The following is a 25,596-nucleotide window of genomic DNA, read 5'->3' as shown; positions in this document are numbered from 1 at the left end:
CCCCCCCCCCCCCCCCCCCCCCCCCCCCCCCCCCCCCCCCCCCCCCCCCCCCGGGGGGGGGCCCCCGCTTTTCCGGCTCTGCTTGGCTTCGGCCGTAATTGCAACGGCAATGTCCGATATCAACATTTGGTCACGATCGGCGTCCGGACCCCCGGACGTCTTGCGGCAAGGCCTCCCGCGAGGCTTTGCTGTCGCGATGACGGTGGGTCGACGCACGCCCGCCCAACTGAAGGAGTAGGAGCGAATGAGACGAAGCCATGCGATCGGCATCGCAGCTTCATGCGTGACGCTGGCGCTTGTCGCCGGCTGCTCGTCGTCCGGATCGGGCGGCGGCAACGGCGGTTCGAGCTCCGGCGAGAACGCCACCAGCAAGCGGTTCCCGGTGAACGTCAACGCCGCCGGAACCCCGAAACGCGGTGGCACGCTGCACATGCTCGGCGTCGGCGACGTCGACTACATGGACCCGAACATCGTCTACTACACGACCGGCTACCTGGCCGCACGCATGTACAGCCGCCAGCTCATCACCTACCCCGCGGTCGTCGGCAAGACGACCAGCGTCGTGCCGGACATCGCCACCCAGGTGCCCAGCACCAGCAACGGCGGCATCACCGACGGCGGCAAGACGGTCAAGTTCACGATCAAGAAGGGCGTGCAGTGGGACACCACCCCGGCGCGCCAGGTCACGGCTGCCGACGAGGTGCGCGGCCTCAAGCGCACCTGCAACCCGGCCCAGCCGTTCGGCGGCATGCCGGACTTCGAGTCGCTGATCGTCGGCATGCAGGCCTACTGTGACGGCTTCGCGAAGGTCAGTGCGAAGTCGGCCTCGGCCATCGCCGGGTACCAGAACTCGCACGACATCGCCGGCATCACGGTCGATCCGTCCGACCCGCAGACCGTGGTGTTCAAGCTGACCAGCCCGGCGTCCTACTTCGTCGACATGACGTCGCTGACGGCCTTCTCGCCGGCGCCCAAGGAGTACGACAAGTACATCCCGGCCGGTGCCGAGCAGGCGCAGCACACCATCTCCGACGGCCCGTACAAGATCACCAAGTACAACCCGACGAAGGAAATCGACTTCGTCCGGAACCCGGCCTGGAACGCCTCGACCGACACCGTGCGCAAGGCCTACGTCAACGCGGTCGTCGTCAACGAGACGGGCAACCAGGACTCGATCCAGACCCAGCTCGCGGCCAATACCGCCGGGGCGGACATGGAATGGGACACCTTCCCGCCGAACACCGCCATCCCGGGTCTGATCCAGAAGAAGGACAAGAACCTCAACATCAACCCGGAGTTCAGCAGCAACCCCTACATCGTGTTCAACACGGTGTCGCCGAACAACGGCGGTGCGCTCAAGAGCGTCGCGGTGCGCAAGGCGCTCAGCGAGGCCATGGTCCGTGAGCACTTCACGGTGGACCTCGCCGGCTCGGCAATTGCGCCGCCACTGACGCACGTCCTGCCGCAGGGCATCTCGGGCACGCAGAGCAACACCGACCCGAACCCGTTCACCTCGGACGTCAGCAAGGCCAAGAAGGATCTTGCCGCAGCCGGCCACAAACAGCTGGCCATCAAGATCCTCTACCGGCCGGACTCCTCGACGTCCAAGGCGATCTACCTGACGCTGAACCAGGACCTGTCCAAGGCCGGCATCAAGGTGACCGGGGTGAGCGCCAGCAACGCCGACTTCTACGTCAAGTACCTCGAGGTGCCGTCGGTGGCCAAGGCCGGCACGTGGGACATCTCGATCGCGGGCTGGGGCCCGGACTGGTACGGCGACTCGGCGCGCTCGTTCTTCGCCCCGCTGTTCTACGGCAACGGTGGCAAGAGCGGTTCGGCGTTCCCGCCGAACGGTTCGGACTTCGGCTTCTACGACAACCCGAAGGTGGATGCCCTGATCAACAAGGCGTCGACGCAGGCAAGCGCGGCGGCCGCTGCGAAGATCTGGGCCCAGGCCGACAAGCTCGTAACGAACGATGCGGCGATCTTCCCGATCACCGCGGACAACCAGGCGCTTTACCACGCCAGTCACGTGCACAACACGATTCCCATCGCTGCGCTGCAGCAGATCGACCCGACCAACGTCTGGCTTTCCAGCTGACGTAACGTCCCTGGCACCGGCGGGTCGTAGCCTGACAGGATCTGTCAGTCTGCGGCCCGCCGGTCGCTCGTGTATGAACGGTCGGAATCGGTGAGTTCATGCTTTTAGAAGTCGAAGACCTCAGCGTCACGTTCGATACCCCGGACGGCGCGGTCAAGGCAGTCCAGAACATCTCGTTCCAGCTCGACACCGGGCAGACCCTCGGCATCGTCGGCGAATCAGGATCGGGCAAGAGCGTCAGCACGCAAGCCCTGGTCGGCCTGCTGCGCGGCGCCGACATCACGGGGCGCTCGTCGTTCAACGGGCAGGACCTGCTCACGATGTCACCGTCGCGGCTGCGCGCCATCCGCGGCGCAGAGATCGCGATGATCTTCCAGGATCCGCTGTCGAGTCTGCATCCCTATTACCGGGTCGGCTCGCAGATCACCGAGCAGATCCGCGCCCACGAGGACATCAGTAAGAAGGCCGCGCGTTCCCGCGCGGTGGAGCTGCTGCGACTGGTGGGTATTCCGCAGCCGGACCGGCGGGTGGACGACTTCCCGCACCAGTTCTCCGGCGGCATGCGCCAGCGCGCGATGATCGCCATGGCGATGTCGCTGAACCCCAAGCTGCTGATTGCCGACGAGCCCACCACCGCACTGGACGTCACGGTCCAGGCGCAGGTGCTCGAGGTGCTCGAACGACTCCAGGACGAGTTCGGCACCGCGATCATCATGATCACGCACGACCTCGGCGTCATCGCGGGAATGGCCGACCGCGTATGTGTCATGTACGCAGGGCGCATCGTCGAAGAGGCGCCGCTGCGTGACATCTTCTATACCCAGCACCATCCGTACACCGCGGGGTTGCTGCGCTCCATCCCGTCTGCCTCGAGCACCGGCCAGCGGCTGAGCTCCATCGCCGGCCAGCCGCCGAGCCTGGTCAACCTGCCGAGCGGCTGCTCGTTCCACCCGCGCTGCCCGTACGTGTTCGACCAGTGCCGGGCCGAGCGCCCACTGCTCGACCCCGTGCTCGGCAACCCGTTGCACCGGTCGGCCTGCTTCCTGCCCAAGGACTCGCTGCGGGTCAACGACTCGGCGGACACCTTCGACGTTGCGGACAGCGAAGTAGGTGCCTCATGACGGATCTGACGAAGACCCAGGAGCCCGCGGCTCGCGACAGACACGACGGCGCTGCAAGCGGTCAGCGCGAGGTGCTGCTCGAGCTCGACAAGGTGGTCAAGGAGTTCCCGGTCCAGTCCAGCTCGCTGTTCGCACGTAACCGCGACAAGGTGCACGCTGTCAACGAGGTCAGCCTGCAGCTGCACCGCGGTGAGACGCTCGGCCTGGTCGGCGAGACCGGCTGCGGCAAGTCGACGCTGGCGCGGTGCGCGAGCCGGCTCTACGACATCGACTCGGGCACCATCACCCTGGACGGCCAGGACATCAGCACGCTGAAGCGCCGCCAGCTGCGGCCGCTGCGCCGACGCATCCAGATGATCTTCCAGGACCCGTACGGCTCACTGAACCCACGACGACGGGTCGGCTCCATCATCGCCGACCCGCTGCGCATCCACGACATCGGCGACCGGCGCAGCCAGAAGCGCGCGGTGCAGGAGTCGATGGAACTCGTCGGGCTGAACCCCGAGCACTACAACCGGTTCCCGGCCGAATTCTCCGGCGGACAGCGCCAGCGCATCGGTATCGCCCGCGCCCTCGTCATCCGACCGGACGTCATCATCTGTGACGAGCCGGTATCGGCGCTGGACGTGTCGATCCAGGCGCAGATCCTGAACCTGCTGAACGATCTCCAGGGCGAGCTCGGCCTGACCTACCTGTTCATCGCACACGACCTGTCGGTGGTGCGGCACATCAGCAACCGGGTAGCCGTCATGTATCTGGGCAAGGTCGTGGAGGTCGGCGAGACCGAGGACCTGTTCAACGCGCCTCGCCATCCCTACACGACGGCGCTGCTCTCGGCCGCTCAGGAGCCCGATCCGGACATCGTCCACGACAAGCAGCGGGTGCTCCTGCCCGGGGACCCGCCCTCGCCGATCTTCCTGCCCAGTGGGTGCTCGTTCCATCCGCGCTGCCCGAAGGCGCAGGACAAGTGCTCGCAGGTCGTGCCCACGCTCGAGCCACGGTTGAACGACACGAGCGGCCACCTGGCGTCGTGCTACTTCCCGGTGGAACGCGGCGAGAAGCTCGAGTCGGTCGAGCTCATCGAGGTGTCCTCGGTGCTGGAACTCACCGACACTGCGGGCAACCCGGTCGGCGACCGGAACGGCGGCACCGCCGGGGCCCACGAGGCGCCCACCACGGGCGCCCACGAGGCGTCGACGGCGGGCGCCCACGAGGCGTCGGGCGCGCGGACGCAGGACGGACCCACCGACGGAGGTGCACAGTGACCGCCAGCATCGACGTCGGCGCGGGAGCCGACCCGGTCATCGCCGCGGAGAACCTGGAGCCCGGTAGCGGCAAGCGGATCGAGGGCCGCAGCCCCCTGGCGCTGGCGTTCGCCCGACTGCGTCGCGACCGCGGAGCGATGATCTCCCTCGGCGTCATCGTGCTGATCATCATCGTCGCCATCGCGGCGCCGCTCTTCTCGGCGATCACCGGTCACGGGCCGAACGACCAGTACTACGGGCCGGACGCGCGTTCGGACGTCGGCCTGCCGGCCGGACCCAACTCGAACTTCTGGCTCGGCGCCGACCAGGCGGGCCGCGACGTGCTCGTGCGCATCGCGTTCGGCGCGCGGACCGCGCTGGTCATCGGCATCGGTGCGACCCTCATGTCGGTGATCGTCGGCGTCGTGCTGGGCCTGCTCGCCGGGTACCTGGGCGGCATCGTCGACAGCATCATCTCGCGCATCATCGACACCGTCCTGGCCATCCCTTACCTGCTGTTCGGCATCGCGCTGGTCTCCGTCGTCGGTTCCATCGGCGTGTTCCTGATCATGGTCGTGATCGCCGTATTCGGGTGGGCGTCCGTCGCGCGCATCATCCGTGGTCAGGTGATCTCGATCCGCGAACGTGACTTCGTCGAGGCAGCACGCTCACTCGGCGCCGGCGACATGCGCATCATGTTCGTCGACGTGCTGCCCAACGTCATCGCGCCCGCGATCGTCTTTTCGACCCTGCTCATCCCGGTGTCGGTGGTCACCGAGGCCGCGCTGTCGTTCCTCGGCGTCGGCATCCAGCCGCCGACGTCGGACTGGGGCGAGATGATCAGTGATGCCTCGGACAACCAGCTCTACCTGCAGGCCTGGTGGTTCCTGTTCTTCCCGGGCATGGCGCTGTTGATCACTACCTTGGCGTTCAACATCCTCGGTGACGGCGTGCGTGATGCGTTCGACCCGCGCACCGACCGGCTCATCCCGGCGCGCAAGAAGAAGAAGCAGAAGCGCGAGCGTGAACCGGGCGACAAGATGTCCGGCGACTCGCGGGCCGCCGAGACGGAGCAGGAGTTGGCGCAGTGATCCGGTTCCTGCTGCGGCGCATCTACCAGAGCATCATCGTGCTCATCCTGGTCACGCTCGCGACGTTCCTGCTGTTCTTCGCCGGCGACCCGAAGGCTGTGGCACACAGGTTGGCAGGTCGGCAGGCGACGCCGGAGCAGGTCAACGCGATCTATCACAACCTCGGCCTGGACCAGAACATCTTCGTGCAGTACTTCCACTTCATCACCAAGATCGTCCTGCACTGGGACTTCGGCACGGACTATTACCACCACGTGCCGGTCACCACCGTGCTGAAGCAGGATGCGCCCGTCACGATCTCGCTGGTCATCGGCGGCGCGGTCATCTGGTTCGTGATCGGTGTGGCCAGCGGGGTCTACTCGGCCGTGCGCCCGCGCACGCTGATGGACCGCTCGTTCACCGGTCTCGCCCTGTTCTTCTACTCACTGCCGGTGTTCGTGCTCGGGTTCGCGTTCATCTACCTCGCCTCGAAGGACAACTTCTCGACCTTCCCGGCGGCCAACTACGTCGGCCTGGCGCATCCGTTCGAGTGGTTCCGGCACCTCGTTATGCCCTGGTTCACCCTGGCGCTCATTTCCGCAGCGGCGTACACCCGGCTCAGCCGTACCTCGATGCTCGAAGTGCTGGGTGAGGACTACATCCGGACCGCGCGGGCCAAAGGCGTGCGCGAATGGCGCGTGGTGATCAAGCACGCATTGCGCAGTGCGCTGACGCCGGTCATCACGCAGTTCGGTGTCGACGTCGCCGTGGCGCTCGGCGGCGCGATCCTGACCGAGTCGGTGTTCAGCCTGCCGGGGTTGGGACGCGAGTCGGTCATCGCCATCACCAACCAGGACCTGCCGGTGATCATCGGCATCGTCATCATCGCGGCGCTGGCCGTCGTCGTCATGAACATCATCGTCGACATGCTGTACGCGGTGCTCGACCCGCGGGTGACGCTGCACTGACGTCGACCACCTCGCGGCAGGCAGCGCGTCGGCTGCTGCTCGTGCACGCGCACCCGGACGACGAGTCGATCACCACCGGCGCCACCATGGCGTACTACGCGGCCGCCGGCGTGCACGTGACTCTGCTGACCTGCACGCTCGGCGAGCAGGGCGAGATCCTCGTCGACGCGTTGCGCGGGCTGGCGGCCGCGCAGGCCGATCAGCTCGGCGGCTGGCGGATCGCCGAGCTGGCGGCGGCGATGCGCGAGCTCGGCGTGCACGACCACCGCTTCCTCGGCGGGGCCGGCCGGTTCCGGGACAGCGGCATGCTCGGCACGGCGGCCAACGAGCACCCGCGGGCGTTCTGGCGCGCGGCGACGGATGCGCAGGTGTTCGACACCGCAGTGGCCGAGCTGGTCACCGTGCTGCGTGACGTGCGCCCGCAGGTCGTGGTCACCTACGACGACAACGGCGATTACGGGCACCCCGACCATGTGATGGCGCACCGGGTGACCACCGAGGCGGTCCGCCGCGCCGCGGCGCCCGCCGGCGCGGGTGAGCCGTGGCAGGTACGCAAGTTCTACTGGACCGCGACGCCGGTCTCCGTGTTGCAGGCCGGATTCGACGCGGTGCGGGCCGCCGACGTCGGGTTCGCCGCCGTGCCGGCGGCCGAGCTGGGCTTCGGGGTGCCGGACGAGGTCGTCACCACGGTGCTCGACGCCGACGAGTTCCGCCCGGCCAAGCGCGCGGCGCTGGGCGCGCACGCCACCCAGATCGCCGTGCGCGGCGATTTCTTCGCGCTGTCCAACGGCGTCGGCCGGCGGATCAGCGGGATCGAGCACTTCCGGCTGGTCGCGGGCTCGTTGGGCGCGCAACGCGACAGCGACGACCACGAGCAGGACCTGTTCGCCGGCGTCGAGGACGCGTCGTCGGCGGCAACGCCATGACCTCGTCCCCACGGCAACGCGCCGGCGTCAGCGCATGGCTGCTCGTCGCGCTCCTCGTCGCCTGCGCCGTGTTGGCCGGGCTGCTGGAACTGCTGCTGGTGCCGCTGCGCGCCGGGCAGGTGCTGATCCCGGTCGCCGTGCTGTTCTCGATCGTCAGCAACATCGTCCTCCCGCGGATGGCCGCAGCACTCGTGCCGTCGGTGCTGGCGGCGGCGCTGCCGTTCGCGGGCTGGCTGCTCGTGGCGGTCGGCTTCGGCCTGCTGCGCCGGCCCGAAGGAGACGTCGTGCTGCCGGCCGGCGGCTACGTCGAATACGTCGGCTACGCCACCCTGCTCGCCGGTGCGCTGGCCGGCACGGTCACCGTCGTGCTGGCCGTGCCGGCCGGCCGCGCACCCCCGCCCCGGCCGAACCGTGACACCGGCGACGCCACCGGCGGTGTCACCGCGTCAGGCGTACGGCGCGGGGATCGACCCGGGCAGTGAGTGGTCGACGGCATCGTCGGCAGGCTCGCGCCGGTAGTGGTACTCGTGATGGCGCCAGTAGCCGAGGCGCTCGTACAGCGCCAGCGCCGGGGCGTTGTCCGACTCGACCTGCACATAGCTACGTCGGGCGCCGCGGCCGGCGCCCCACGCCCACAGTGTTCGGGTGAGCGCCGCCGCATGGCCCGCGCGCCGGTGCGCGGGGTCGACCTCGACGGCGGAGACACCCAGCCAACCGTCGTCGACGCAGCCCCGCGCGACGCCGACCGTCTGCCCGGCCACCTCGACGGAGGCAAAGGTCGCGTCGTTGTGGCGGGTCAGCAGGGCAGGTGCCGCAGCCGCGGCGTCGTCGTGCGCGCGGTAGCGCGCCAGCCATGCGGGATCCGGCGTGCCCGCGAGCCGCACCCGAGCCGGCGGTGGGTCCGACTCCGCCGGAAGGTGCGCCACCATGATCTGCGCGCGGCCCTCGGCGCCCCAGCCACGCTCGCCCAGCTCGGCGTCGAGCAGCCGGCGCGCCTCGAGCGGCACCTGCACCAGTGTCGGCAGCCCGCGTGCGCCGTACCACGCCCGCACCTGCGCGAGCGCGTCATCGAGCGGCACGCGTACCTGGGCGAGCGGCGCAATCGAGTTGGCGCGCCGCGTGAACCCGTGGTCCGCGCGCAGCAGCCAGCCGTCGAGCTCGGTCGTCTGCTCGGCCCGCCATCCCGCGGCGACGACCCGCTCCAGCGCGAGCTCGTCGGCGGTGGACGGCATGACCAGGCGCGCGGCGACGATGAACGCCAGCGGCACCTCGACGAGCCCGCGCCGGGCGTCGACGACCGCCGTCTGCGCGTCGAGCCCGACGAGCTCGCCGACGACGTCACCCATCAGCAACCTGCCGTCCGGATCGCGGTCGACGACGCGGCGCACGCTGACCCGGCGGCCGAGCCAGCTAGGCTCGAGTGCGAACGGCATACTTGGCACTTACCTCGTTTCGACGGATAGCCATCAGGGAGCGCAGTGACTTACGTTATCGCCGAGCCGTGCGTGGATCTGCTCGACAAGGCCTGCATCGAAGAGTGCCCGGTCGACTGCATCTACGAGGGCGGCCGGATGCTCTACATCCACCCCGACGAGTGCGTCGACTGCGGTGCCTGCGAACCGGTGTGCCCGGTGGAGGCCATCTTCTACGAGGACGACCTCCCCGCGAAGTGGAACGACTACACGCAGGCCAACGTCGACTTTTTCGACGAGCTGGGTTCGCCCGGCGGTGCGGCGAAGGTCGGCAAGACCGAACACGACCCACAGTGGATCAAGGACCTGCCGCCGGTCGAGCACGACGAGTAGTCACCCGGTGCGGCCCGTCTGCTGCATGGTCGCCACGACCGCAGCTGCGCTGACCCCGGATTGCGTGCGCCAACCGTCGGCCGGCGTCCAGCGACGTCCGGCGTAGTCGACCTGGGCGATGCCCAGCCGGTTCCCGTTGGCCACGAACCAGGCGACCGTCTGCCAGCCGGCGCCCGGCACCTCGACCCGGTGCCCGACGGCGCGCGGCGTGCTGATGCCGAGCTGCGCGCGGGCCTGGGCCGCGACGGTGGTCGCGGGCGCCACCTTGCTCGGTGTCGGGTAGCTGCACGTCACGCCCTGCGCCCGCAGCCCCTGGAACGCGTCGGCCAGCGCCTGCGCCTGGGGCTCGTGCTGGGCGTACGCGCTGCCGTCCGCGGAGATCTGCACGGCCTGCACTGCCTCGGACAGCGGTGCGGTCTGCCAGCCGGGAACCTTGACCAGCGCGTTCAGGAACTCCCGGGTGGCTTCGCCGACGTCTTCGAGCGGTGCCGCCTGGCCGTGACCCCAGCCCTGTGACGGCCGTTGCTGCAACACGCCGACCGAGTCACGGTCGCCGTCGCCGGGGGCCAGGTTCGTGAGGTGGCTCTCCTGCAGTGCGGCGGCGAGCACCAGCACCGAGGCGCGCTCGGGCAACCGGGTCCGGTACTTGGTGACGGCACCGACCATAGTGGCTGCGACCGACGCCTGGTCGGTGTCGAGGTCGTAGGTGCCGACGGTGCAGGTCTGCGCGACGAAGTGCGAGCGCGTGGTGGAGAAGATCGCGTGTGCGGCGAACCCGATGCCCACCGAGGCGGCCACGATCATCGCGCCGATGACGAGCGCACGGGTGCCGCGACGAGCAGCCACGGCTCAGTCGTTCGCGTGCAGCGCGTCGTTGAGCACCGGTCCACCGGTGCGCTGCCGGGCCTCGAGCGCGCCCGACACGCTGTTGCGCCAGAACTGCAGGCCCGGACGGCCGCTCAGCTCGACGGCCTTGACGACGCCGCCGTCGGGCAGCGTCACCTTCGACCCCGCAGTGACATAGGTGCCGGCTTCGACGATGCACTCGTCACCGAGGGAGATGCCGATGCCGGCGTTGGCGCCGATCAGGCAGTCGCGGCCCACCGAGATGCGTTGCGTACCCCCGCCGGACAGCGTGCCCATGATCGACGCGCCGCCGCCGACGTCCGAGCCGGCGCCGACGACGACCCCGGCCGAGATGCGGCCCTCGACCATGCTGGCGCCGAGAGTGCCGGCGTTGTAGTTGACGAAGCCCTCGTGCATGACCGTCGTGCCCTGCGCGAGATGCGCGCCCAGTCGGACGCGGTCCGCGTCGGCGATGCGCACGCCGGTCGGCAGCACGTAGTCGGTCATCCGGGGGAACTTGTCGACGCCGAGGACCTGGATCGGCCCCTTGCGGCGCAGCGCCAACCGGGTGGCCTCGAAGTTCTCCACCGGGCACGGCCCGAGGGTGGTCCACACGACGTTGGCCAGCAGGCCGAAGACGCCGTCCAGATTCAGCCCGTGCGGCTCGACCAGCCGGTGCGAGAGCAGGTGCAGCCGCAGGTAGACGTCGACGGCGTCGGCCGGCGCGGCGTCCAGGTCGACCTGGCAGGAGACGACGTCGAGGCGGACGCCGCGGTCGGCCGCGTTCTCGTTCGTGCCGGTCAGCGAGGTGAGCTCGTGCGGCGCGGACGCGTCCGCGGGCAGTGGACCGAGCATCGGCTGCGGGAACCACGCGTCCAGCACCCGTCCGGCATCGGCACCACCGGCGACGGTCGTGGCCAGCCCGAAGCCCCAGGCGCTGCGCTCGTTCACCCGGCCAGGGTAGACAACGCCACCGGGGCCGGCCGCGTAGCCTCTGGGCGTGCTTGACCTCTCCGCCGACGTCGCGGAGCTGACCGCGGCGCTGGTGGACATCGCCTCGGTGTCCGGCGACGAGACGCACCTCGCCGACGAGGCCGAGCAGGCGCTGCGCGCACTGGCCGGCATCGCCGTCGAACGCGAGGGCAACGTGCTGATCGCGCGTACCGACCGCGGGCTGCCGCAGCGCGTGGTGCTCGCCGGACACCTTGACACGGTGCCGATCGCGAACAACGTCCCGTCGCGGCGCGAGGGCGACGTCCTGCACGGCTGCGGCACCTGCGACATGAAGGCCGGCCTGGCGGTCATGCTGCGGGTGGCCTACCTCGTCGGCACGGGGGCGATCGAGCCGCGCGTCGACCTCACCTGGATCGCCTACGACTGCGAGGAGGTCGAGGCCGAGCGCAACGGCTTGACCCGCCTCGCACGCACCCGTCCGGACGTGCTGCGCGGCGATCTGGCGATTCTGCTCGAGCCGACGGACGGCACCGTCGAGGGCGGTTGTCAGGGCACGTTGCGGGTGCGGGTGCACATCCCGGGCGTGCGGGCGCACAGTGCACGGTCCTGGCTCGGCGCGAACGCGATCCACGCGGCCGGCCCGCTGCTCGACCGGCTCGCCGCGTACGAGGCGCGCGTCGTCGACGTCGACGGCCTCACCTACCACGAAGGCCTCAACGCGGTGGGCATCACCGGCGGCGTCGCCGGCAACGTCATCCCCGACGAGTGCGTCGTCACCGTGAACTTCCGTTTCGCGCCCGACCGCAGCGAACAGGCGGCGCTCGACCACGTCCGCGACGTGCTTGCCGGTTACGACCTCGAGCTCACCGACTCCGCGCCGGGCGCGCGGCCGGGCCTCGACAGCCCGCTGGCGGCGGCGTTCGTCGCGGCGGTCGGCGGCCCCGCGCGGGCGAAGTACGGCTACACCGACGTCGCGCGGTTCGGCACGGTGGGCGTGCCCGCGCTGAACTTTGCACCGGGCGACCCGAACCTCGCGCACAAGCCGGAGGAGCACGTCTCGATGAGCCAGATCCGCGCGGCCGAGGACGCCCTGATTCGCTTCCTGACATGACCGGCGACGCCGCGCACGTGCACGCCGTCCACCGTGACGCCGGCCACCGGTTCAGCAAGCGGCCGGTTCAGGCGATCACCTTGCTCGCCGGACTCGGCGTCGACGGCGACGCGCACTGCGGTGTGACGGTCCAGCACCGTTCCCGGGTACGGCGGGACCCGACCGCGCCCAACCTGCGCCAGGTGCACCTCGTGCAGTTCGAACTGCTCGAGGAGTTGAACGCGCAGGGCTTCGACGTCGCGCCGGGCGCGATCGGGGAGAACGTCACCACCGTCGGGGTCGACCTGCTCGCGTTGCCGACCGGCACGGTGTTGCAGCTGGGCCCGCGCGCCGTGCTCGAGGTGACCGGCCTGCGTAACCCGTGTCTGCAGCTGGACCGGTACCGGCGTGGTCTGCAGAAGGCCGTCCTCGACCGTGCTGCCGACGGCACGCTGCTGCGTCGTGCCGGTGCGATGGCCGTCGTGCGCAGCGGGGGCGAGGTGCGTACAGGTGACGGCATCGTGGTCGAGTTCCCGCCGCAGCCGCACCGGCCGCTCGAGCCGGTCTGAGCGCGTCCACCCCGTCCGACGCCGCCTGCGCGCGAGATACCGTCACCGTCATGACCGACTCGAGCGCACCGGGTGACGACGTCTCGGGCGCCGCCCCGCGCCGGCGTGCCGAGCACCAACGCGGCCCGGTGGTCCTGCGCCGGCAGCAGATCACCGGCGGTACGACGGATCAGCGGCTGCTCGATTCACGCGGCCCGTCGGACTGGGTGCACACCGACCCGTGGCGCGTCCTGCGCATCCAGAGCGAGTTCGTCGAGGGCTTCGGGCTGCTGGCCGAGCTGCCGGCCGCTGTCGCGGTGTTCGGCTCTGCGCGCACGCCCGTCGACGACCCGGAATACGCACTGGCGCGCGAGATCGGCGCGGGGCTGGCCGCCGCCGGTTACGCGGTGATCACCGGCGGTGGCCCGGGCGTGATGGAGGCGGCCAACCGCGGTGCGTGCGAGGCGGGCGGCACGTCCGTCGGGCTCGGCATCGAGCTGCCGTTCGAGCAACGGCTCAACGACTGGGTCGACATCGGGATCAACTTCCGGTACTTCTTCGCGCGCAAGACAATGTTCGTCAAGTACGCCCAGGCGTTCGTGATCATGCCCGGGGGTTTCGGCACGCTGGACGAGATGTTCGAGGCGTTGACGCTCGTGCAGACGCAGAAGGTCACCCGCTTCCCGGTTGTGCTCGTCGGCACCGACTACTGGAGCGGGTTGATCGACTGGCTGCGGCGCACGGTGCTGCCCGGCGGCAAGATCAAGCAACACGACCTCGAGCTGTTGCACGTCACCGACGACGTCGACGAGGTGGTCGCGCACGTCGTCGGCAACTCCACGACCCAGCGCGCCGTCGAACAGGAGGCGACCGCCGATCTGCAGGCCGACCTCGAGGCCGACCCCGGCCGCGAGGCCCGCGGCGCGTGAACATCTGCGTCTACTGCGCGTCGTCGGAGGCCATTGAAGTCGATCACCTGGATCTCGCGACCGCGGTGGGCGAGCGCATCGCCGCGGACGGGCACGGCCTCGTGTCCGGTGGTGGCCGGGTGTCGATGATGGGCGCGGTCGCGCGCGCCGCCCGCGCCGGCGGCGCGCACACGACCGGCGTCATCCCCGCGCACCTGGTGCCGTTCGAGGTCGCGGACACCGACGCGGACGAGCTGCTGGTCGTCGAGACGATGCGCGAACGCAAACGGCTGATGGACGAGCGTTCCGACGCGTTCCTCGCGCTGCCCGGCGGCATCGGCACGCTGGAGGAGCTGTTCGAGATCTGGACGGCCAACACGCTCGGCATGCACGCGAAACCGGTGGTCGTGCTCGATCCCGCCGGTTTCTACGAGCCGCTGTGGGGCTTCCTCGACGGCTTGCGCGAGCAGGGCTTCGTGCGGGCGGCCGCGCTGGCGCAGCTGCATCGCACCACGACGGTGGACGCAGCCTTCGCCGCGCTGACCAGCCCGCCCGCACTCCGTTGATCAACAGCAGATTTCGCGCAGCGGAGCGCGCGTTTTCTCCTGTTGATCAGCGAGATTTGGCGGGGGGCTGACCAGCCCACCCGCACTCCGTTGATCAACAGCAGATTTTGCGCACCGGAGCGCGCGTTTTCTCCTGTTGATCACGGGAGGTGGCCGGTGGGTCAGCCGCGCGGCAGGCCGGCGCCGTGTTGCTGGAAGCGCACCAGCTGCTCGTTCTCGTAGGCGACGCGCTGCGCCGAGCCGTCCAACTCGCGAAACATCTGCTTGAGCAACCGCATGCCGTCCGGCGGCTGTGCGGCCACCGCGGCGGCGAGCTCCAGTGCGGCGGTCTCGGCGTCTGCCGCCGCGACACTGCGGTTCAGCAGGCCCAGCGCGCCGGCCTCCTCGGCCCCGATGCTGCGTCCGGTGAACACCAGATCCTTCGCACGGGCGACGCCGATCAGCGGTGCCAGCCGCGCCGGCCCGACCGGCACTCCGAGCCGCGCGCCCGCCCAGGCGAGCTTGAGGTTGTCGCCGCCGACACGCAGGTCCGCGCCGGCGACGAGCTCGGCGCCCGCGCCGACGCAGTTGCCGACGCACACCGCGATCACCGGTGCCGGGAAGGCGTCGACGGCTGCGTACATCCGGGTGAACGCGGCCATCCGCGCCACGCCGCCCGCGGCGTCGAGCTGCTCACCGACGTCCGCGCCCGCGCACAACGCGCGGGTGTCGGTCGTCGAGAGCACCAGCACCCGCACGTCCGCGTCAGCGGCCAGCGCATCGAGCGCCTCGTTGAGCACGGCCAGCGTCGGTGAGTCCAGCGCGTTGCGTTTCGCCGGCCGGTTCAACCGCACGATCGCGACGCCGCCGTCGCGGCGCTCCGTCAGCACAGGTGCGTCCGTCACGAACGCAGTTCACCACAGCCGGGCGCTCGTAGGCTGTGGTGATGGCAACACAGATGAGTGACGACGACCGTCGCGCGTTCCTCCTGCACGGCACCCGCACCGGCGTGGTGTCGACGGTGCGCAAGGACGGCACGCCGCACGCCGCGCCCGTCTGGTTCGTCCTCGACGGCGACGTCGTCGTGTTCATGACCGGTCGCGAGACCGTCAAGGGACGCAACCTGCGGCGCACCGGCCAGGCCGTCGTGACGGTCGACGACCCCACACCGCCGTACTCGTTCGTGACGATCACCGGGCGGGTCGAGCTATCAGAGGATCTCGAGCAGATGCTGCCCTGGTCGATCTCCATCGCGCAGCGTTACATGGGCGCCGACCAGGCGGACGACTTCGGCCGCCGCAACGCCGTCGAGGGCGAGATGCTGGTGCGTCTCACGCCGGACAGGATCGCCGCGGAGGCCGACCTCGCCGACTGAGCGCGCAAGCCGCTCACACCTACGCATGGGACGATCGGGACGTGCTTCATCTGGTGCTCTACGGCCTGCTGGCGGTCCTGCTCGCGGGTGTGCTGTTCCTGCTCGCGACGCGGTTCCTGCCGGCCGGTGAGCAGATCGCGCCGGCGTTGCGCGACGAGCCGCCGTGGGAGTTGCCGCCCGAGCGGATGCTGCAGGCCGACGACGTGGACAACCTGCGGTTGCCCGTCGCGTTGCGCGGTTATCGGTTCGCCGAGACCGACGTGTTGCTCGACCGGCTGGCCGGTGAGCTGCGCCGCCGCGACGAGGAACTCGCGCGCTTGCGCACCCACGCGGGCGGTGCTTCCGAACCCACCTCGACGCCCGGCACCCCGGTCACCGACGCAGCGTTCGGCGGCGCCGCGGAACAGTCCACGGTCAGCACCGAGAAGCGGCTCGAGGACCGTCCGGACGATGCCGGCCGTGGCCGGCGCGGCTGACCTCCCGCGGTGCGGCTGGGCGACCTCCGCACCCGACTACGTCGCCTACCACGACGACGAGTGGGGCTACCCGCTGCACGGCGAGGCGGCATTGTTCGAGCGCATGTCGCTCGAGGCGTTCCAGTCCGGGTTGTCCTGGCTGGTGATCCTGCGCAAACGCCCCGCGTTCCGGGCAGCGTTCCGCGAGTTCGACGTCGACACGGTGGCGGCGTTCGATGCCGACGACGTCGAGCGCCTGCTCGCCGACGCCGGCATCGTGCGCAACCGCGCCAAGATCGAGGCCACCATCGCGAACGCGCAGGCCGTGCGCGGCGCGGTCCCGGAGGGCCTGGACGTTCTGCTGTGGTCGTTCGCGCCGGCCGAGCACGCGCGTCCGCGTAGCGGCGACGAGGTGCGGGCCACGTCCCCCGAGTCGGTGGCGATGGCCAAGGAACTCAAACGCCGCGGCTTGCGCTTCGTCGGTCCGACGACGGCGTACGCGCTGATGCAGGCGACCGGCATGGTCGATGACCACGTCGTCACCTGCTGGCGCGCCGTTGAGGCGGCGGATCGGACGTGAGACTCGGTCAGTGCCCGACGAACGTCGGCTTCTGCTTGGCGACGAACGCGGCGACCGAGTTGCGGTGGTCCTGCGTCGCGCCCATGCGCGCCTGCAACTCGCCTTCCATCGCGAGCGCGGACTGCAGGTCGCTGGTTGCCGCGAACGCGAGCGACTGCTTGATGGCCGCGTAGGCCGCGGTCGGCCCGGCGGCGAGCCGGGCGGCGAGTTCCTGGGCGGCGGGCAGCACGCGGTCGGGCTCGACGACGGCGTTGACCAGGCCCATGTCGAGCGCGGCCTCGGCCGTGATCGGCTCGGCGAGCAGCGCCAGGGCAGTCGCCCGCGCGGAGCCCACCAGCCGCGGCAACGTCCAGGAGACGCCGCTGTCGAGGGAGAGCGCGACGTTGGCGAAGGCGAGCAGGAACCCGGCGGTCTTGGCCGCGATGCGGAAGTCGCAGGCGAAGGTCAGGCCCGCGCCGGCGCCCGCCGCCATGCCGTTCACCGCCGCCACCACCGGCTTGGGCATGTCGGCCAGCGTCTGCGCGATCGGGTTGTAGTGCTCGGTGACCGTCGACAGCGGCGGCGCGTCACCGGACTCGAGCTGGGCGGCGTGCTCGCGCAGATCCTGGCCTACGCAGAACCCGCGGCCGTTGCCGGCGAGCACCACGGCCCGCACGACCGGATCGTTCGACACGTCGCGCAGGGCGTCGCGCAGGGTCTCCTTCAGCTCCACGGACAGCGAGTTCATCGACTCCGGCCGGTTCAACGTCAGTGTCGCGACGCCGTCGCGCCGATCGATCAACAACACGTCGCTCACGTCTCGATCCCCTTATCTGCGCCGGACGCACCGACGCTACCGCCACCCTGAGTTGGGCGATGAGCCGCACATGCGAAACAATGGTCGGGCATCGGCCGCGCATGCAGCGCGCCGAGACGTGATTTGCACCGTTCGTCCGGCAGCGCGCAAGCGACGCCCCAACGAGGAGGTACCGCATGGCGGCCATGAAGCCGCGGACGGGTGACGGCCCGCTCGAGGTCACCAAGGAAGGCCGCGGCATCGTGATGCGCGTGCCACTCGAGGGCGGCGGCCGTCTCGTCGTCGAACTGTCCGCGGACGAGGCAAGTGCACTCGGCGACGCCCTCAAGGACGTCGTCAACTGATCCGTCCCGACCCCGAAGGCGACGCGTTCGCCATCGGGGTCGACTGCTGTGCGGGGTAGGGGAGTAGCCGAATGGTCGAGCTGCGGGCCGCGACGGCCGTCGACGACGCCGAAGCACTCGGCGCCGACGTCGACCACGAGTCGCCCACCGCGCTGCGCGTCGCCGCGGGCGAGCTGGCCCGCAGACTGAGCGACGAGCACTGCCGGGTGGACGCGCGGGGTCTCGACGGCGCGCGGCTGACCGCCTTCGCCGAGGGCCTGGCGCTCGGCTGCTACCGGTTCACCCGTGCATCGACGCCCCCGCCCGGCCCGCGGGTGATCGAGCTGTGCGGCGCCGACGACGAGGCCGCGCTGGCCGCCGGCGTCCGCAATGCGGCGGCGGCGTGCTGGGCACGCGACCTCGCGAACACCCGCTCGAACGAGAAGACACCCGCCTGGCTCGCTGCCCGTGCCGCTGAGGGGCTGACGCCGCTGGGGGTCGACGTCGTCGAGCGCGACGAGCACTGGCTGGCCGAACAGGGCTTCGGCGGGATGCTCGCCGTCGGCGGTGGTTCGGCCGCCCCGCCGCGCCTGATCGAGGCGAGCTGGCGCCCGCGCGGTGCTGCCGCCCAGCCGCACATCGTGCTGGTGGGCAAGGGCATCACCTTCGACTCCGGCGGTCTGAACCTCAAGCGCGGCACGGGCATGTCGACGATGTACACCGACATGTCCGGCGGCGCTGCCGTGCTCGGCGCGGTGCACGCCGTGGCCGCCGCGCGGCTGCCGGTGCGCGTCACCGCCCTCGTGCCCGCCGCGCAGAACTCGATGTCCGGCACCGCGTACCGGCCGAGCGACGTCGTACGGCACTACGGCGGGCGGACGAGCGAGATCGGCAACACCGACGCCGAGGGGCGGCTGGTGCTCGCCGACGCGATGGCCTGGGCGGTGCGCCGGTTGCGGCCGAGCGTGCTTGTGGACGTCGCGACGCTGACCGGCGCGGCCAAGATGGCGCTCGGCACCCGCACCGGTGCGCTGTTCGCGACGTCGGACGACCTCGCCGCGGCGCTTGTCGCAGCGGGCACGCAGGCCGGCGAGCCGCTGTGGCGGTTGCCGTTGCCCGAGGACTACCGCTCCACGCTCGACTCACCGATCGCCGATGCGACCAACTCCGCCGGGCCGCCCGGCGCGATCACCGCGGCGATGTTCCTGCAGCCGTTCGCCGGCGACGTGCCGTGGGCGCACCTGGACATCGCCGGGCCGGCGCGCGCGGACGAGGACGCCGGCTTCCTCAACCGCGGTGCCACCGCCTTTGCCGCCCGCCTGCTGAACGAGTACGTGCAGGGCGCCATCGCGGTCGCGGCGGCGGCCGCGCCCTGACCGCCGTCCCACCCGGTGATCAACAGCAGGTTGTGGTCGCCAGAGCGACCGGATCGTACTGTTGATCACGGAGAATTTCAGCGGATCAGGGCTTCGTAGAGCTCGACGGTGTGATGGGCGATGGTGTCCCAGCCGAACTCGTGCACCGCGCGCTCGCGGCCGGCCAGGCCCATCGTCGTGGCCCGCACCGGGTCCGCGCACAGCTCGTTCACCGCGTGCGCCAGGCCGCGCTCGAACTCCTCGACCGGCACCGAGTGGTACGGCACGAGCAGCCCGGTGCGGCCGTCGGCGACGACCTCCGGGATGCCGCCGACCGCGCTCGCCACGACGGCGGTCTCGCACGCCATGGCCTCGAGGTTGACGATGCCCAGCGGCTCGTAGACCGACGGGCAGACGAACACCGTCGCGTGCGTGAGCAGCTGCGCCAGCTGGGTCCGCGGCAGCATCTCGCGCACCCACACGACCCCCGAACGCTGCTTGCTCAGCCGCTCGACGGCGTCCTGGGTCTGCGCCGCGATCTCCGCGGTGTCTGGCGCGCCCGCGCACAGTACGAGCTGCACGTCGGGGTCGAAGTGCTCGGCCGCGGCGAGCAGGTGCGGCAGGCCCTTCTGCCGGGTGATGCGCCCGACGAAGATCGCGGACGGCCGGTCCGGGTCGATGCCGTACTGGTGCAACGCGTCGTCCGCGGTCGCCGGCGCGTAGAGCGTCGTGTCGATGCCGTTGTGGATGACGTGCACCTTCGCCGGGTCGACGAACGGGTACGCGTCGAGCACGTCGGCGCGCATGCCGTAGGACACCGCGACGATCGCGTCCGCGGTCTCGTACGCCTGCCGCTCCGCCCACGACGAGACCCGGTAGCCGCCACCGAGCTGCTCGGCCTTCCACGGCCGCTGCGGCTCGAGCGAATGCGCGCTGAGCACGTGCGGCACCGAGTGCAGCTGTGCACCCAGCACGCCGGCGAGATTGGCGTACCAGGTGTGCGAGTGCAGCACGTCCGCGCCGCCGACGGCAGCGGCCATCTCGATGTCCACGCCGAGTGTGCGCAGCGCGGCGTTGGCCTCGGCCAGGTTCGGCGGCGTGGGGTAGGCGTGGACGTCCGCCTCGGCGCGCGGCCCGCCGAAGCAGTGCACGTCGACATCGACGAGCCGGCGCAACTCGCGCACCAGGAACTCCACGTGTACGCCCGCACCGCCGTAGACCTCGGGCGGGTATTCGCGCGTCAGGACGGCGACCTGCATGGCCTCAAGCTAGCGGTTGGGGTGAGCCTCAGGTCACACTTGGATAGGGTTTGACCATGGACCCACGTCCGGCAGGGGGGACGCGCCGTGGCCACTGAGCCACGGGTGCTCGGCATCGTGCTGGCCGGCGGCGAGGGCAAGCGGCTCTGGCCGCTGACCGCCGACCGCGCGAAACCGGCCGTACCGTTCGGCGGCAACTACCGCCTCGTCGACTTCGTGCTGTCCAACCTCGTGAATGCGGGGTTCTTGCGCATCTGCGTGCTGACGCAGTACAAGTCGCATTCGTTGGACCGGCACATCACGCAGACGTGGCGGATGTCGACGGTGATCGGCAACTACGTAACCTCGGTGCCGGCGCAGCAGCGGCTCGGCCCGCGCTGGTACACCGGCAGCGCGGACGCCATCCTGCAATCCGCGAACCTGATCTACGACGACCGGCCGGACTACGTCATCGTCTTCGGCGCCGACCACGTCTACCGGATGGACCCGCGGCAGATGGTCGCGGCGCACATCGAGACCGGTGCCGCCGGCACGGTCGCGGGCATCCGCGTCCCGCGCGCGGAGGCGGACCAGTTCGGGGTCATCGACGCCAGCGGCGACGGCCGGGTCGACGGTTTCCTCGAGAAGCCGAAGAACCCCCCGGGGCTGCCCGACGACCCGAACTCCGTCTACGCGTCGATGGGCAACTACGTCTTCACCACCGACGCCCTCATCGAGGCATTGCGCGAGGATGCCGTCGACGAGGAGTCGGTCCACGACATGGGCACGAACATCATGCCGCTGATGGTGAAGAAGGGCGGCGCGTTCGTCTACGACTTCAAGGACAACGAGGTGCCCGGCGCCACCGAGCGCGACCACGGTTACTGGCGCGACGTCGGCACCATCGACGCGTACTACGACGCGCACATGGATCTCGTCAACGTGCACCCGATCTTCAATCTGTACAACCAGCGCTGGCCCATCTACACGCACCACCCGCAGCTGCCGCCGGCCAAGTTCGTCGAGGGCGGCATCGCCCAGGAGTCGATGGTCGGCGCCGGCGCCATCGTGTCGGGCGCGACCGTGCGGCACAGCGTGATCGCTCCGAACGTGCGGCTCGAAGCCGGTGCGTACGTCGAGGGTTCGGTGCTGATGGACGGCGTGCACGTCGGTCGGGGCGCCGTGGTGCGCAAGGCGATCCTCGACAAGAACTGTGTGGTGCCCGAGGGCGCGCACATCGGGCTCGAGCCGGATCTCGACCGGCACCGCTATCACGTGTCCGACGGCGGGATCGCGGTGCTCGGCAAGGGCGAGATCGCCGAACAGTAAGCAGCGCGACCACGCCGTAATCCGCGTGCCGCCGAGAACCTGCACCACGCCCACCCGCCGCGGTCTAAGGTGTGCCAAACCCGTCCCAGCAGGAGGATTTCGTGCGTACGCGTCAGCACCTCGCCATGGCCGTCCCGGCTCTCATCGCAGCGAGCGTGCTCGCCCTGACCGGCTGTTCCAGCAGCGGCTCGAAGGCGGCCAAGTCATCGGGGCAGGCGGGTGGGTCGTCCTCGTCGTCGTCGTCGGCGCCGTCCGCCGGCGGCGGCCTCAAGTCGCTTGTGCCGTCGGCCATCGCGAGCAAGGGCTCGCTGACGTTCGCCATGGACGCGACCTACGCGCCGGACGAATCGATGAGCGGCGGCAAGATCGTCGGCATGGATGCCGACCTCGCGAACGCCATCGCGACCCAGCTCGGACTCAAGGCCCAGTTGCAGAACGCGACGTTCGACACGATCATCCCCGGCCTGCAGAGCGGCAAGTTCGACGTCGGCATGTCGTCGTTCACGGACACGAAGGAACGCGAGAAGGTCGTCGACTTCGTCGACTACTTCCAGGCCGGCGAGGGGTTCTACGTCAAGGCCGGCAGCAGCAAGAAGTTCAACGGCCTCAAGTCACTGTGCGGCGCCAAGGTCTCGGTCGAGACCGGCACCACCGAGCAGACCGACGCCCAGACGCAGGCGAAGAAGTGCAAGCTGACCGTGCTGAGCTTCAGCGACCAGAACCAGGCAAACCTCGCGGTGTCCTCCGGCCGTGCGGACGTCGGGTTCGCTGACTCACAGGTAGCCGACTACATCGTCAAGCAGTCGAACGGCCAGTTCGAGTCGAGCGGCCAGGCGTTCGCGGTCTCGCCGTACGGCATCGGTCTGCCGAAGGGCAACGGCATGGCGAAGGCCGTGCAGGCCGCGATCAGCGCGCTGATCAAGGACGGCAGCTACAGCAAGATCCTGTCGAAGTGGGGCGTCTCCTCGGGTGCGGTGAAGGCGCCGACGCTCAACGGCGCCACCAGCTGACACCGTGACGACGCTCGGCACGCCTCCGGACTCTGCGCAGGAGCGGCCGTCGGACATCAAGGCCGTACCGGTCCGCCATCCCGGCCGGTGGGTCGCGGTGGTGGTCATCGCGGTGCTCGTCGCGATGCTCGTGCACACCGTGGTGTTCGCCAAGGTCAAGCGGGGGAACGCCAACGAAAGCCGCTTCGGCTGGGGCGTCGTCGGCGACTATCTGTTCTCCCAACCGGTCCTGCACGGGCTGGAACTGACGCTGCTGCTGACCGTGGTCAGCATGGCCATCGGCATCATCGGCGGGATCCTGCTCGCCGTCATGCGGCTCTCGGACAATCCCGTGCTGTCGAGTGTCAGCTGGCTGTTCATCTGGTTCTTCCGCGGAACGCCCCTGCTGGTCCAGATCGCCTTCTGGTACGTCGGCATCTCCTACCTCTTCCCGCCGCCGAACTCCTTGTCGCTGGGCGTCCCGTTCGGTCCGGCATTCCTGCACGGCAGCGCCAATGACCTCGTCACGCCGCTGGTCGCCGGCTTCGTCGGGCTGGGTCTGAACGAGGCGGCCTACATGGCCGAGATCGTCCGCGCCGGGATCCTGTCCGTCGACGAAGGCCAGACGGAGGCGGCGCAGTCTCTCGGCATGTCCCGGGGGCGCACCATGCGGCGCATCGTGCTGCCACAGGCGATGCGGGTCATCATCCCGCCGACCGGCAACGAGACGATTTCGATGCTGAAGAATTCCGCGCTCGCGTCGGTGGCCACGGTCGCCGAGCTGTACTTCGCGCAGGGCGCCATCGCGGCCCGCACGTATCAGACGGTTCCGCTGTTGCTCGTCGCGAGCATCTGGTACCTGGTCGCGACGTCGGTGCTCACCGTCGGCCAGTACTACCTCGAGCGATACTTCGCGCGGGGCTCGTCGCGCAGCCTGCCGCCGACGCCCATTCAGCGCGCCCGCGCGCTGTTCTCGCCGAGCCGGGCGCCGGTCGTGGCAGCGCCTCTCGATGCGGGGCCGTTGAGCGCGGGGCGGCACTGATGACGGCGAGTCCGGAACTCATGGTGCGCGCGGAGAACGTGCACAAGCGTTTCGGCTTCGTCGAGGTGCTCAAGGGCATCGACATCGAGGTGCGCGCGGGCGAGGTGATGGTGGTGATCGGCCCGTCCGGCTCGGGCAAGTCGACGTTCCTGCGCTGCATCAACCACCTGGAGAAGATCAACGCCGGCCGCCTGTGGGTCGACGGCGAGCTCGTCGGTTACCAGCAGCGCGGCGACAAGCTGCACGAGCTGCGCGACCGCGACGTCTGCCGCAAGCGCGCCGAGATCGGCATGGTGTTCCAGCGCTTCAACCTGTTCCCGCACAAGACTGCGCTGGAGAACGTCACGGAAGCGCCGGTGCAGGTGCGCCGGCAGTCGCGCCGCGCGGCGACGGAGCGGGCGCGTGCGCTGCTCGACCAGGTCGGCCTGGCCGACAAGGCAAGCAATTACCCGAGCCAGTTGTCCGGTGGCCAGCAGCAGCGTGTGGCGATCGCTCGCGCGCTCGCGATGGACCCCAAGCTGATGCTGTTCGACGAGCCGACCTCCGCACTGGACCCCGAGCTCGTCGGCGAGGTGCTGCAGGTCATGCGAGATCTCGCAGCCGCCGGCATGACGATGGTCGTCGTGACCCACGAGATCGGTTTCGCCCGCGAGGTCGGTGATCAGCTCGTCTTCATGGACGAGGGCGTGGTGGTCGAGTCCGGCGCTCCGCGCGACGTCCTCGCCAACCCGCAGCACGAACGCACAAAGGCCTTCCTGTCGAAGGTGCTGTGAGCGCCGTACCGGTCGAGGTCGGCTGGGACGCAGACGCCGCCGTGGCCGCGTGGCACGGCCTGCCGCCGCTGGCCGGCGACGTCACCACGGACGCCTGCGTGGTCGGGCTCGGCGCGACCGGGCTGGCTGCGGTGCAGGCCCTGGTCGACCGTGGCCTGTCGGTGATCGGCCTCGACGCAGGACGGGTGGCGGCCGGCGCGGCCGGGCGCAACGGGGGTTTCCTGCTCGGCGGCCCGGCGCCGCCGCTGCACCAGGCGCTCGCGCAGTGGGGTGACTGCGCGGTCGACTTCTACCGCGAGACACTGCGCGAGCTGGACCGCGTGTTCGAGCTGCTCGGACCTGACGTCGTGCGCCGCGTCGGGTCCATCCGGCTGGCCGGTCTGCCCGGTGCGCCGGACGACGCGGAGCTGGCCGATTGCGCGGAGCACGAGGCGGCGCTGCGGGCGCACGGCATCGGCGTCGAGCGCTACGCCGGCGAGCTGGGTGCGGGCCTGTTCCTGCCCGACGACGCCGCGGTCAATCCGGCGGTGCGCGCGCTGGCGCTCGCCCTGCCGCTCACGCAGGTCGCGGCGCTGCACGAGCGCACGCCGGTCACCTCCGTCCGCGCAGGGACGGTGGACACGCCGCACGGCACGGTCAGCGCGGGCGTGGTGATCGTCGCCGTGGACGGGCGGCTCGAAATCGTGCTGCCGCAGCTGCGCGGGCGGGTGCGGACGTCGCGGCTGCAGATGCTCGCCACCGAGCCGGTGCGCCCGGGCCGGTTGCCGTGCCCGGTCTACTGCCGTTGGGGTTACGACTACGCGCAGCAGCTGCCGGACGGGCGGATGTTCGTCGGCGGCGGCCGCGACTTGTTCGTCGAGGACGAGTGGGGCACGCGGACGCAGCCGTCCGCGGCGGTGCAGCACTACCTGGACGGCGTCGCCGCGCAGCTCGCGGGGGAGCCGGTCACCGTGACGCATCGGTGGGCAGCGTCCGCCGCCTTCACGGCCGACTCTCGCGCGCTGTGCACCGAGGTCGACCCCGGCGTCGTCGCAGTCGGCGGCTACTCCGGCCACGGCAACCTCGTCGGCCCGGTGGCCGCGCGTGCGGCCGTGGCGCTCGCGCTGGACGGCACAGCGCCGCCGGCGTACTTCGCCGGTTAGGGAGGCGGTCACTTCTCACACGCCCGGGCAACCCACCGGTTTGCACCCGCGACCGTCGCTAACGCGCAGCCCG

The 25,596-nt window shown here is 70.3% G+C and carries 28 protein-coding genes; 22 read left to right on the top strand and 6 right to left on the bottom strand.

Features of this window, described 5'->3' with window-relative positions; all coding sequences use genetic code 11:
- Window positions 1-283 precede the first annotated feature (283 nt).
- The 7 genes from ACFFCN_RS11855 to ACFFCN_RS11825 all read left to right on the top strand — a co-directional run bounded on the left by ACFFCN_RS11855 (window position 284) and on the right by ACFFCN_RS11825 (window position 7,912).
- The gene (locus ACFFCN_RS11855) at window positions 284-2,101 is read left to right on the top strand and encodes an ABC transporter substrate-binding protein (protein ID WP_375491833.1); all 1,818 of its coding nucleotides are present in this window, start codon (window positions 284-286) and stop codon (window positions 2,099-2,101) included.
- A 98-nt stretch (window positions 2,102-2,199) separates the two neighbouring features.
- On the top strand, window positions 2,200-3,222 hold the full coding sequence (locus ACFFCN_RS11850) for an ABC transporter ATP-binding protein (RefSeq protein ID WP_375491831.1): 1,023 nt from the start codon (window positions 2,200-2,202) through the stop codon (window positions 3,220-3,222).
- Window positions 3,219-4,487 (top strand): ABC transporter ATP-binding protein, encoded by a 1,269-nt coding sequence (locus tag ACFFCN_RS11845; RefSeq protein WP_375491829.1) that lies wholly within the window; start codon window positions 3,219-3,221, stop codon window positions 4,485-4,487. The genes ACFFCN_RS11850 and ACFFCN_RS11845 overlap by 4 nt, the downstream gene beginning before the upstream one ends.
- Window positions 4,484-5,557 carry an ABC transporter permease gene (locus tag ACFFCN_RS11840; RefSeq protein WP_375491827.1) on the top strand — a complete coding sequence of 358 codons (1,074 nt, stop codon included), beginning with the start codon at window positions 4,484-4,486 and terminating at the stop codon, window positions 5,555-5,557. The genes ACFFCN_RS11845 and ACFFCN_RS11840 overlap by 4 nt, the downstream gene beginning before the upstream one ends.
- On the top strand, window positions 5,554-6,504 hold the full coding sequence (locus tag ACFFCN_RS11835) for an ABC transporter permease (protein WP_375491825.1): 951 nt from the start codon (window positions 5,554-5,556) through the stop codon (window positions 6,502-6,504). Before ACFFCN_RS11840 ends, ACFFCN_RS11835 begins: the two co-directional genes overlap by 4 nt.
- Window positions 6,505-6,536: 32 nt before the next feature.
- Window positions 6,537-7,430 (top strand): N-acetyl-1-D-myo-inositol-2-amino-2-deoxy-alpha-D-glucopyranoside deacetylase, encoded by an 894-nt coding sequence (mshB, locus tag ACFFCN_RS11830; RefSeq protein ID WP_375491839.1) that lies wholly within the window; start codon window positions 6,537-6,539, stop codon window positions 7,428-7,430.
- Window positions 7,427-7,912, top strand: a complete 486-nt coding sequence (locus ACFFCN_RS11825) for a hypothetical protein (RefSeq protein WP_375491823.1) — start codon at window positions 7,427-7,429, stop codon at window positions 7,910-7,912. Before mshB ends, ACFFCN_RS11825 begins: the two co-directional genes overlap by 4 nt.
- Here ACFFCN_RS11825 and ACFFCN_RS11820 read toward each other — a convergent pair.
- Entirely contained in the window at window positions 7,877-8,863 is a 987-nt protein-coding gene (locus ACFFCN_RS11820) for a GNAT family N-acetyltransferase (RefSeq protein ID WP_375491821.1), read from the bottom strand. The two genes, ACFFCN_RS11825 and ACFFCN_RS11820, sit on opposite strands and share 36 nt — an antisense overlap.
- 45 nt (window positions 8,864-8,908) lie before the next feature.
- Here ACFFCN_RS11820 and fdxA point away from each other — a divergent pair, with 45 nt between their 5' ends.
- Window positions 8,909-9,235, top strand: a complete 327-nt coding sequence (gene fdxA / locus ACFFCN_RS11815) for a ferredoxin (protein ID WP_375491819.1) — start codon at window positions 8,909-8,911, stop codon at window positions 9,233-9,235.
- On the opposite strand, the gene ACFFCN_RS11810 is transcribed toward fdxA, so the two are convergent.
- Together ACFFCN_RS11810 and dapD are read right to left on the bottom strand one after the other, a co-directional pair.
- Window positions 9,236-10,081, bottom strand: a complete 846-nt coding sequence (locus tag ACFFCN_RS11810) for a hypothetical protein (protein ID WP_375491817.1) — start codon at window positions 10,079-10,081, stop codon at window positions 9,236-9,238.
- Between the two features lie 3 nt (window positions 10,082-10,084).
- A complete protein-coding gene (gene dapD / locus ACFFCN_RS11805) occupies window positions 10,085-11,032 on the bottom strand; it encodes a 2,3,4,5-tetrahydropyridine-2,6-dicarboxylate N-succinyltransferase (protein WP_375491815.1) in 948 nt (315 codons plus the stop codon).
- A gap of 49 nt (window positions 11,033-11,081) precedes the next feature.
- Here dapD and dapE point away from each other — a divergent pair, with 49 nt between their 5' ends.
- From dapE to ACFFCN_RS11785, 4 genes are read left to right on the top strand one after another with little or no spacing between them, the layout of a single operon-like run.
- The gene (gene dapE / locus ACFFCN_RS11800) at window positions 11,082-12,146 is read left to right on the top strand and encodes a succinyl-diaminopimelate desuccinylase (RefSeq protein WP_375491813.1); all 1,065 of its coding nucleotides are present in this window, start codon (window positions 11,082-11,084) and stop codon (window positions 12,144-12,146) included.
- The gene (locus tag ACFFCN_RS11795; protein WP_375491811.1) at window positions 12,143-12,694 is read left to right on the top strand and encodes an MOSC domain-containing protein; all 552 of its coding nucleotides are present in this window, start codon (window positions 12,143-12,145) and stop codon (window positions 12,692-12,694) included. Before dapE ends, ACFFCN_RS11795 begins: the two co-directional genes overlap by 4 nt.
- A 50-nt stretch (window positions 12,695-12,744) precedes the next feature.
- On the top strand, window positions 12,745-13,602 hold the full coding sequence (locus ACFFCN_RS11790) for a TIGR00730 family Rossman fold protein (protein WP_375491809.1): 858 nt from the start codon (window positions 12,745-12,747) through the stop codon (window positions 13,600-13,602).
- Complete coding sequence (locus tag ACFFCN_RS11785) at window positions 13,599-14,147, top strand: TIGR00730 family Rossman fold protein (RefSeq protein WP_375491807.1); 549 nt, start codon at window positions 13,599-13,601, stop codon at window positions 14,145-14,147. Before ACFFCN_RS11790 ends, ACFFCN_RS11785 begins: the two co-directional genes overlap by 4 nt.
- 161 nt (window positions 14,148-14,308) lie before the next feature.
- Here ACFFCN_RS11785 and ACFFCN_RS11780 read toward each other — a convergent pair whose 3' ends face one another.
- Entirely contained in the window at window positions 14,309-15,031 is a 723-nt protein-coding gene (locus ACFFCN_RS11780) for an enoyl-CoA hydratase/isomerase family protein (RefSeq protein WP_375491805.1), read from the bottom strand.
- 41 nt (window positions 15,032-15,072) lie between these two features.
- Between ACFFCN_RS11780 and ACFFCN_RS11775 the strand changes: the two genes are divergently transcribed.
- From ACFFCN_RS11775 to ACFFCN_RS11765, 3 genes are read left to right on the top strand one after another with little or no spacing between them, the layout of a single operon-like run.
- Window positions 15,073-15,501 carry a PPOX class F420-dependent oxidoreductase gene (locus ACFFCN_RS11775; protein ID WP_375491803.1) on the top strand — a complete coding sequence of 143 codons (429 nt, stop codon included), beginning with the start codon at window positions 15,073-15,075 and terminating at the stop codon, window positions 15,499-15,501.
- Window positions 15,502-15,542: 41 nt separating this feature from the next.
- The gene (locus tag ACFFCN_RS11770; RefSeq protein ID WP_375491801.1) at window positions 15,543-15,977 is read left to right on the top strand and encodes a DivIVA domain-containing protein; all 435 of its coding nucleotides are present in this window, start codon (window positions 15,543-15,545) and stop codon (window positions 15,975-15,977) included.
- A complete protein-coding gene (locus ACFFCN_RS11765) occupies window positions 15,952-16,536 on the top strand; it encodes a DNA-3-methyladenine glycosylase I (protein ID WP_375491799.1) in 585 nt (194 codons plus the stop codon). The genes ACFFCN_RS11770 and ACFFCN_RS11765 overlap by 26 nt, the downstream gene beginning before the upstream one ends.
- A gap of 7 nt (window positions 16,537-16,543) precedes the next feature.
- Here ACFFCN_RS11765 and ACFFCN_RS11760 read toward each other — a convergent pair whose 3' ends face one another.
- The gene (locus ACFFCN_RS11760) at window positions 16,544-17,332 is read right to left on the bottom strand and encodes an enoyl-CoA hydratase-related protein (RefSeq protein ID WP_375491797.1); all 789 of its coding nucleotides are present in this window, start codon (window positions 17,330-17,332) and stop codon (window positions 16,544-16,546) included.
- Window positions 17,333-17,508: 176 nt separating this feature from the next.
- On the opposite strand from ACFFCN_RS11760, the gene ACFFCN_RS11755 reads away from it, so the two are divergent.
- Together ACFFCN_RS11755 and ACFFCN_RS11750 are read left to right on the top strand one after the other, a co-directional pair.
- A complete protein-coding gene (locus tag ACFFCN_RS11755) occupies window positions 17,509-17,676 on the top strand; it encodes a DUF3117 domain-containing protein (protein ID WP_375491795.1) in 168 nt (55 codons plus the stop codon).
- 71 nt (window positions 17,677-17,747) lie between these two features.
- Window positions 17,748-19,031, top strand: a complete 1,284-nt coding sequence (locus ACFFCN_RS11750; protein WP_375491793.1) for a M17 family metallopeptidase — start codon at window positions 17,748-17,750, stop codon at window positions 19,029-19,031.
- Between the two features lie 77 nt (window positions 19,032-19,108).
- Here ACFFCN_RS11750 and glgA read toward each other — a convergent pair whose 3' ends face one another.
- A complete protein-coding gene (gene glgA, locus ACFFCN_RS11745) occupies window positions 19,109-20,269 on the bottom strand; it encodes a glycogen synthase (RefSeq protein ID WP_375491791.1) in 1,161 nt (386 codons plus the stop codon).
- An 87-nt stretch (window positions 20,270-20,356) separates the two neighbouring features.
- Here glgA and glgC point away from each other — a divergent pair, with 87 nt between their 5' ends.
- The 5 genes from glgC (at window position 20,357) to ACFFCN_RS11720 (ending at window position 25,523) form a co-directional block, all read left to right on the top strand.
- Window positions 20,357-21,577 carry a glucose-1-phosphate adenylyltransferase gene (gene glgC / locus ACFFCN_RS11740; protein ID WP_375491789.1) on the top strand — a complete coding sequence of 407 codons (1,221 nt, stop codon included), beginning with the start codon at window positions 20,357-20,359 and terminating at the stop codon, window positions 21,575-21,577.
- Between the two features lie 101 nt (window positions 21,578-21,678).
- Window positions 21,679-22,587 carry an ABC transporter substrate-binding protein gene (locus ACFFCN_RS11735; protein WP_375491787.1) on the top strand — a complete coding sequence of 303 codons (909 nt, stop codon included), beginning with the start codon at window positions 21,679-21,681 and terminating at the stop codon, window positions 22,585-22,587.
- A gap of 4 nt (window positions 22,588-22,591) precedes the next feature.
- The gene (locus ACFFCN_RS11730; protein WP_375491786.1) at window positions 22,592-23,608 is read left to right on the top strand and encodes an amino acid ABC transporter permease; all 1,017 of its coding nucleotides are present in this window, start codon (window positions 22,592-22,594) and stop codon (window positions 23,606-23,608) included.
- A 20-nt stretch (window positions 23,609-23,628) separates the two neighbouring features.
- The gene (locus tag ACFFCN_RS11725) at window positions 23,629-24,381 is read left to right on the top strand and encodes an amino acid ABC transporter ATP-binding protein (protein ID WP_375491837.1); all 753 of its coding nucleotides are present in this window, start codon (window positions 23,629-23,631) and stop codon (window positions 24,379-24,381) included.
- Window positions 24,378-25,523, top strand: coding sequence for an NAD(P)/FAD-dependent oxidoreductase (locus ACFFCN_RS11720; RefSeq protein WP_375491784.1), 1,146 nt, complete (start codon window positions 24,378-24,380; stop codon window positions 25,521-25,523). The genes ACFFCN_RS11725 and ACFFCN_RS11720 overlap by 4 nt, the downstream gene beginning before the upstream one ends.
- Window positions 25,524-25,596 lie beyond the last annotated feature (73 nt).

Source organism: uncultured Jatrophihabitans sp. (assembly GCF_964246335.1).
In the GTDB taxonomy this organism is placed as follows: domain Bacteria; phylum Actinomycetota; class Actinomycetes; order Mycobacteriales; family Jatrophihabitantaceae; genus Jatrophihabitans.
This window is presented reverse-complemented; position numbering and strand designations above follow the sequence as displayed.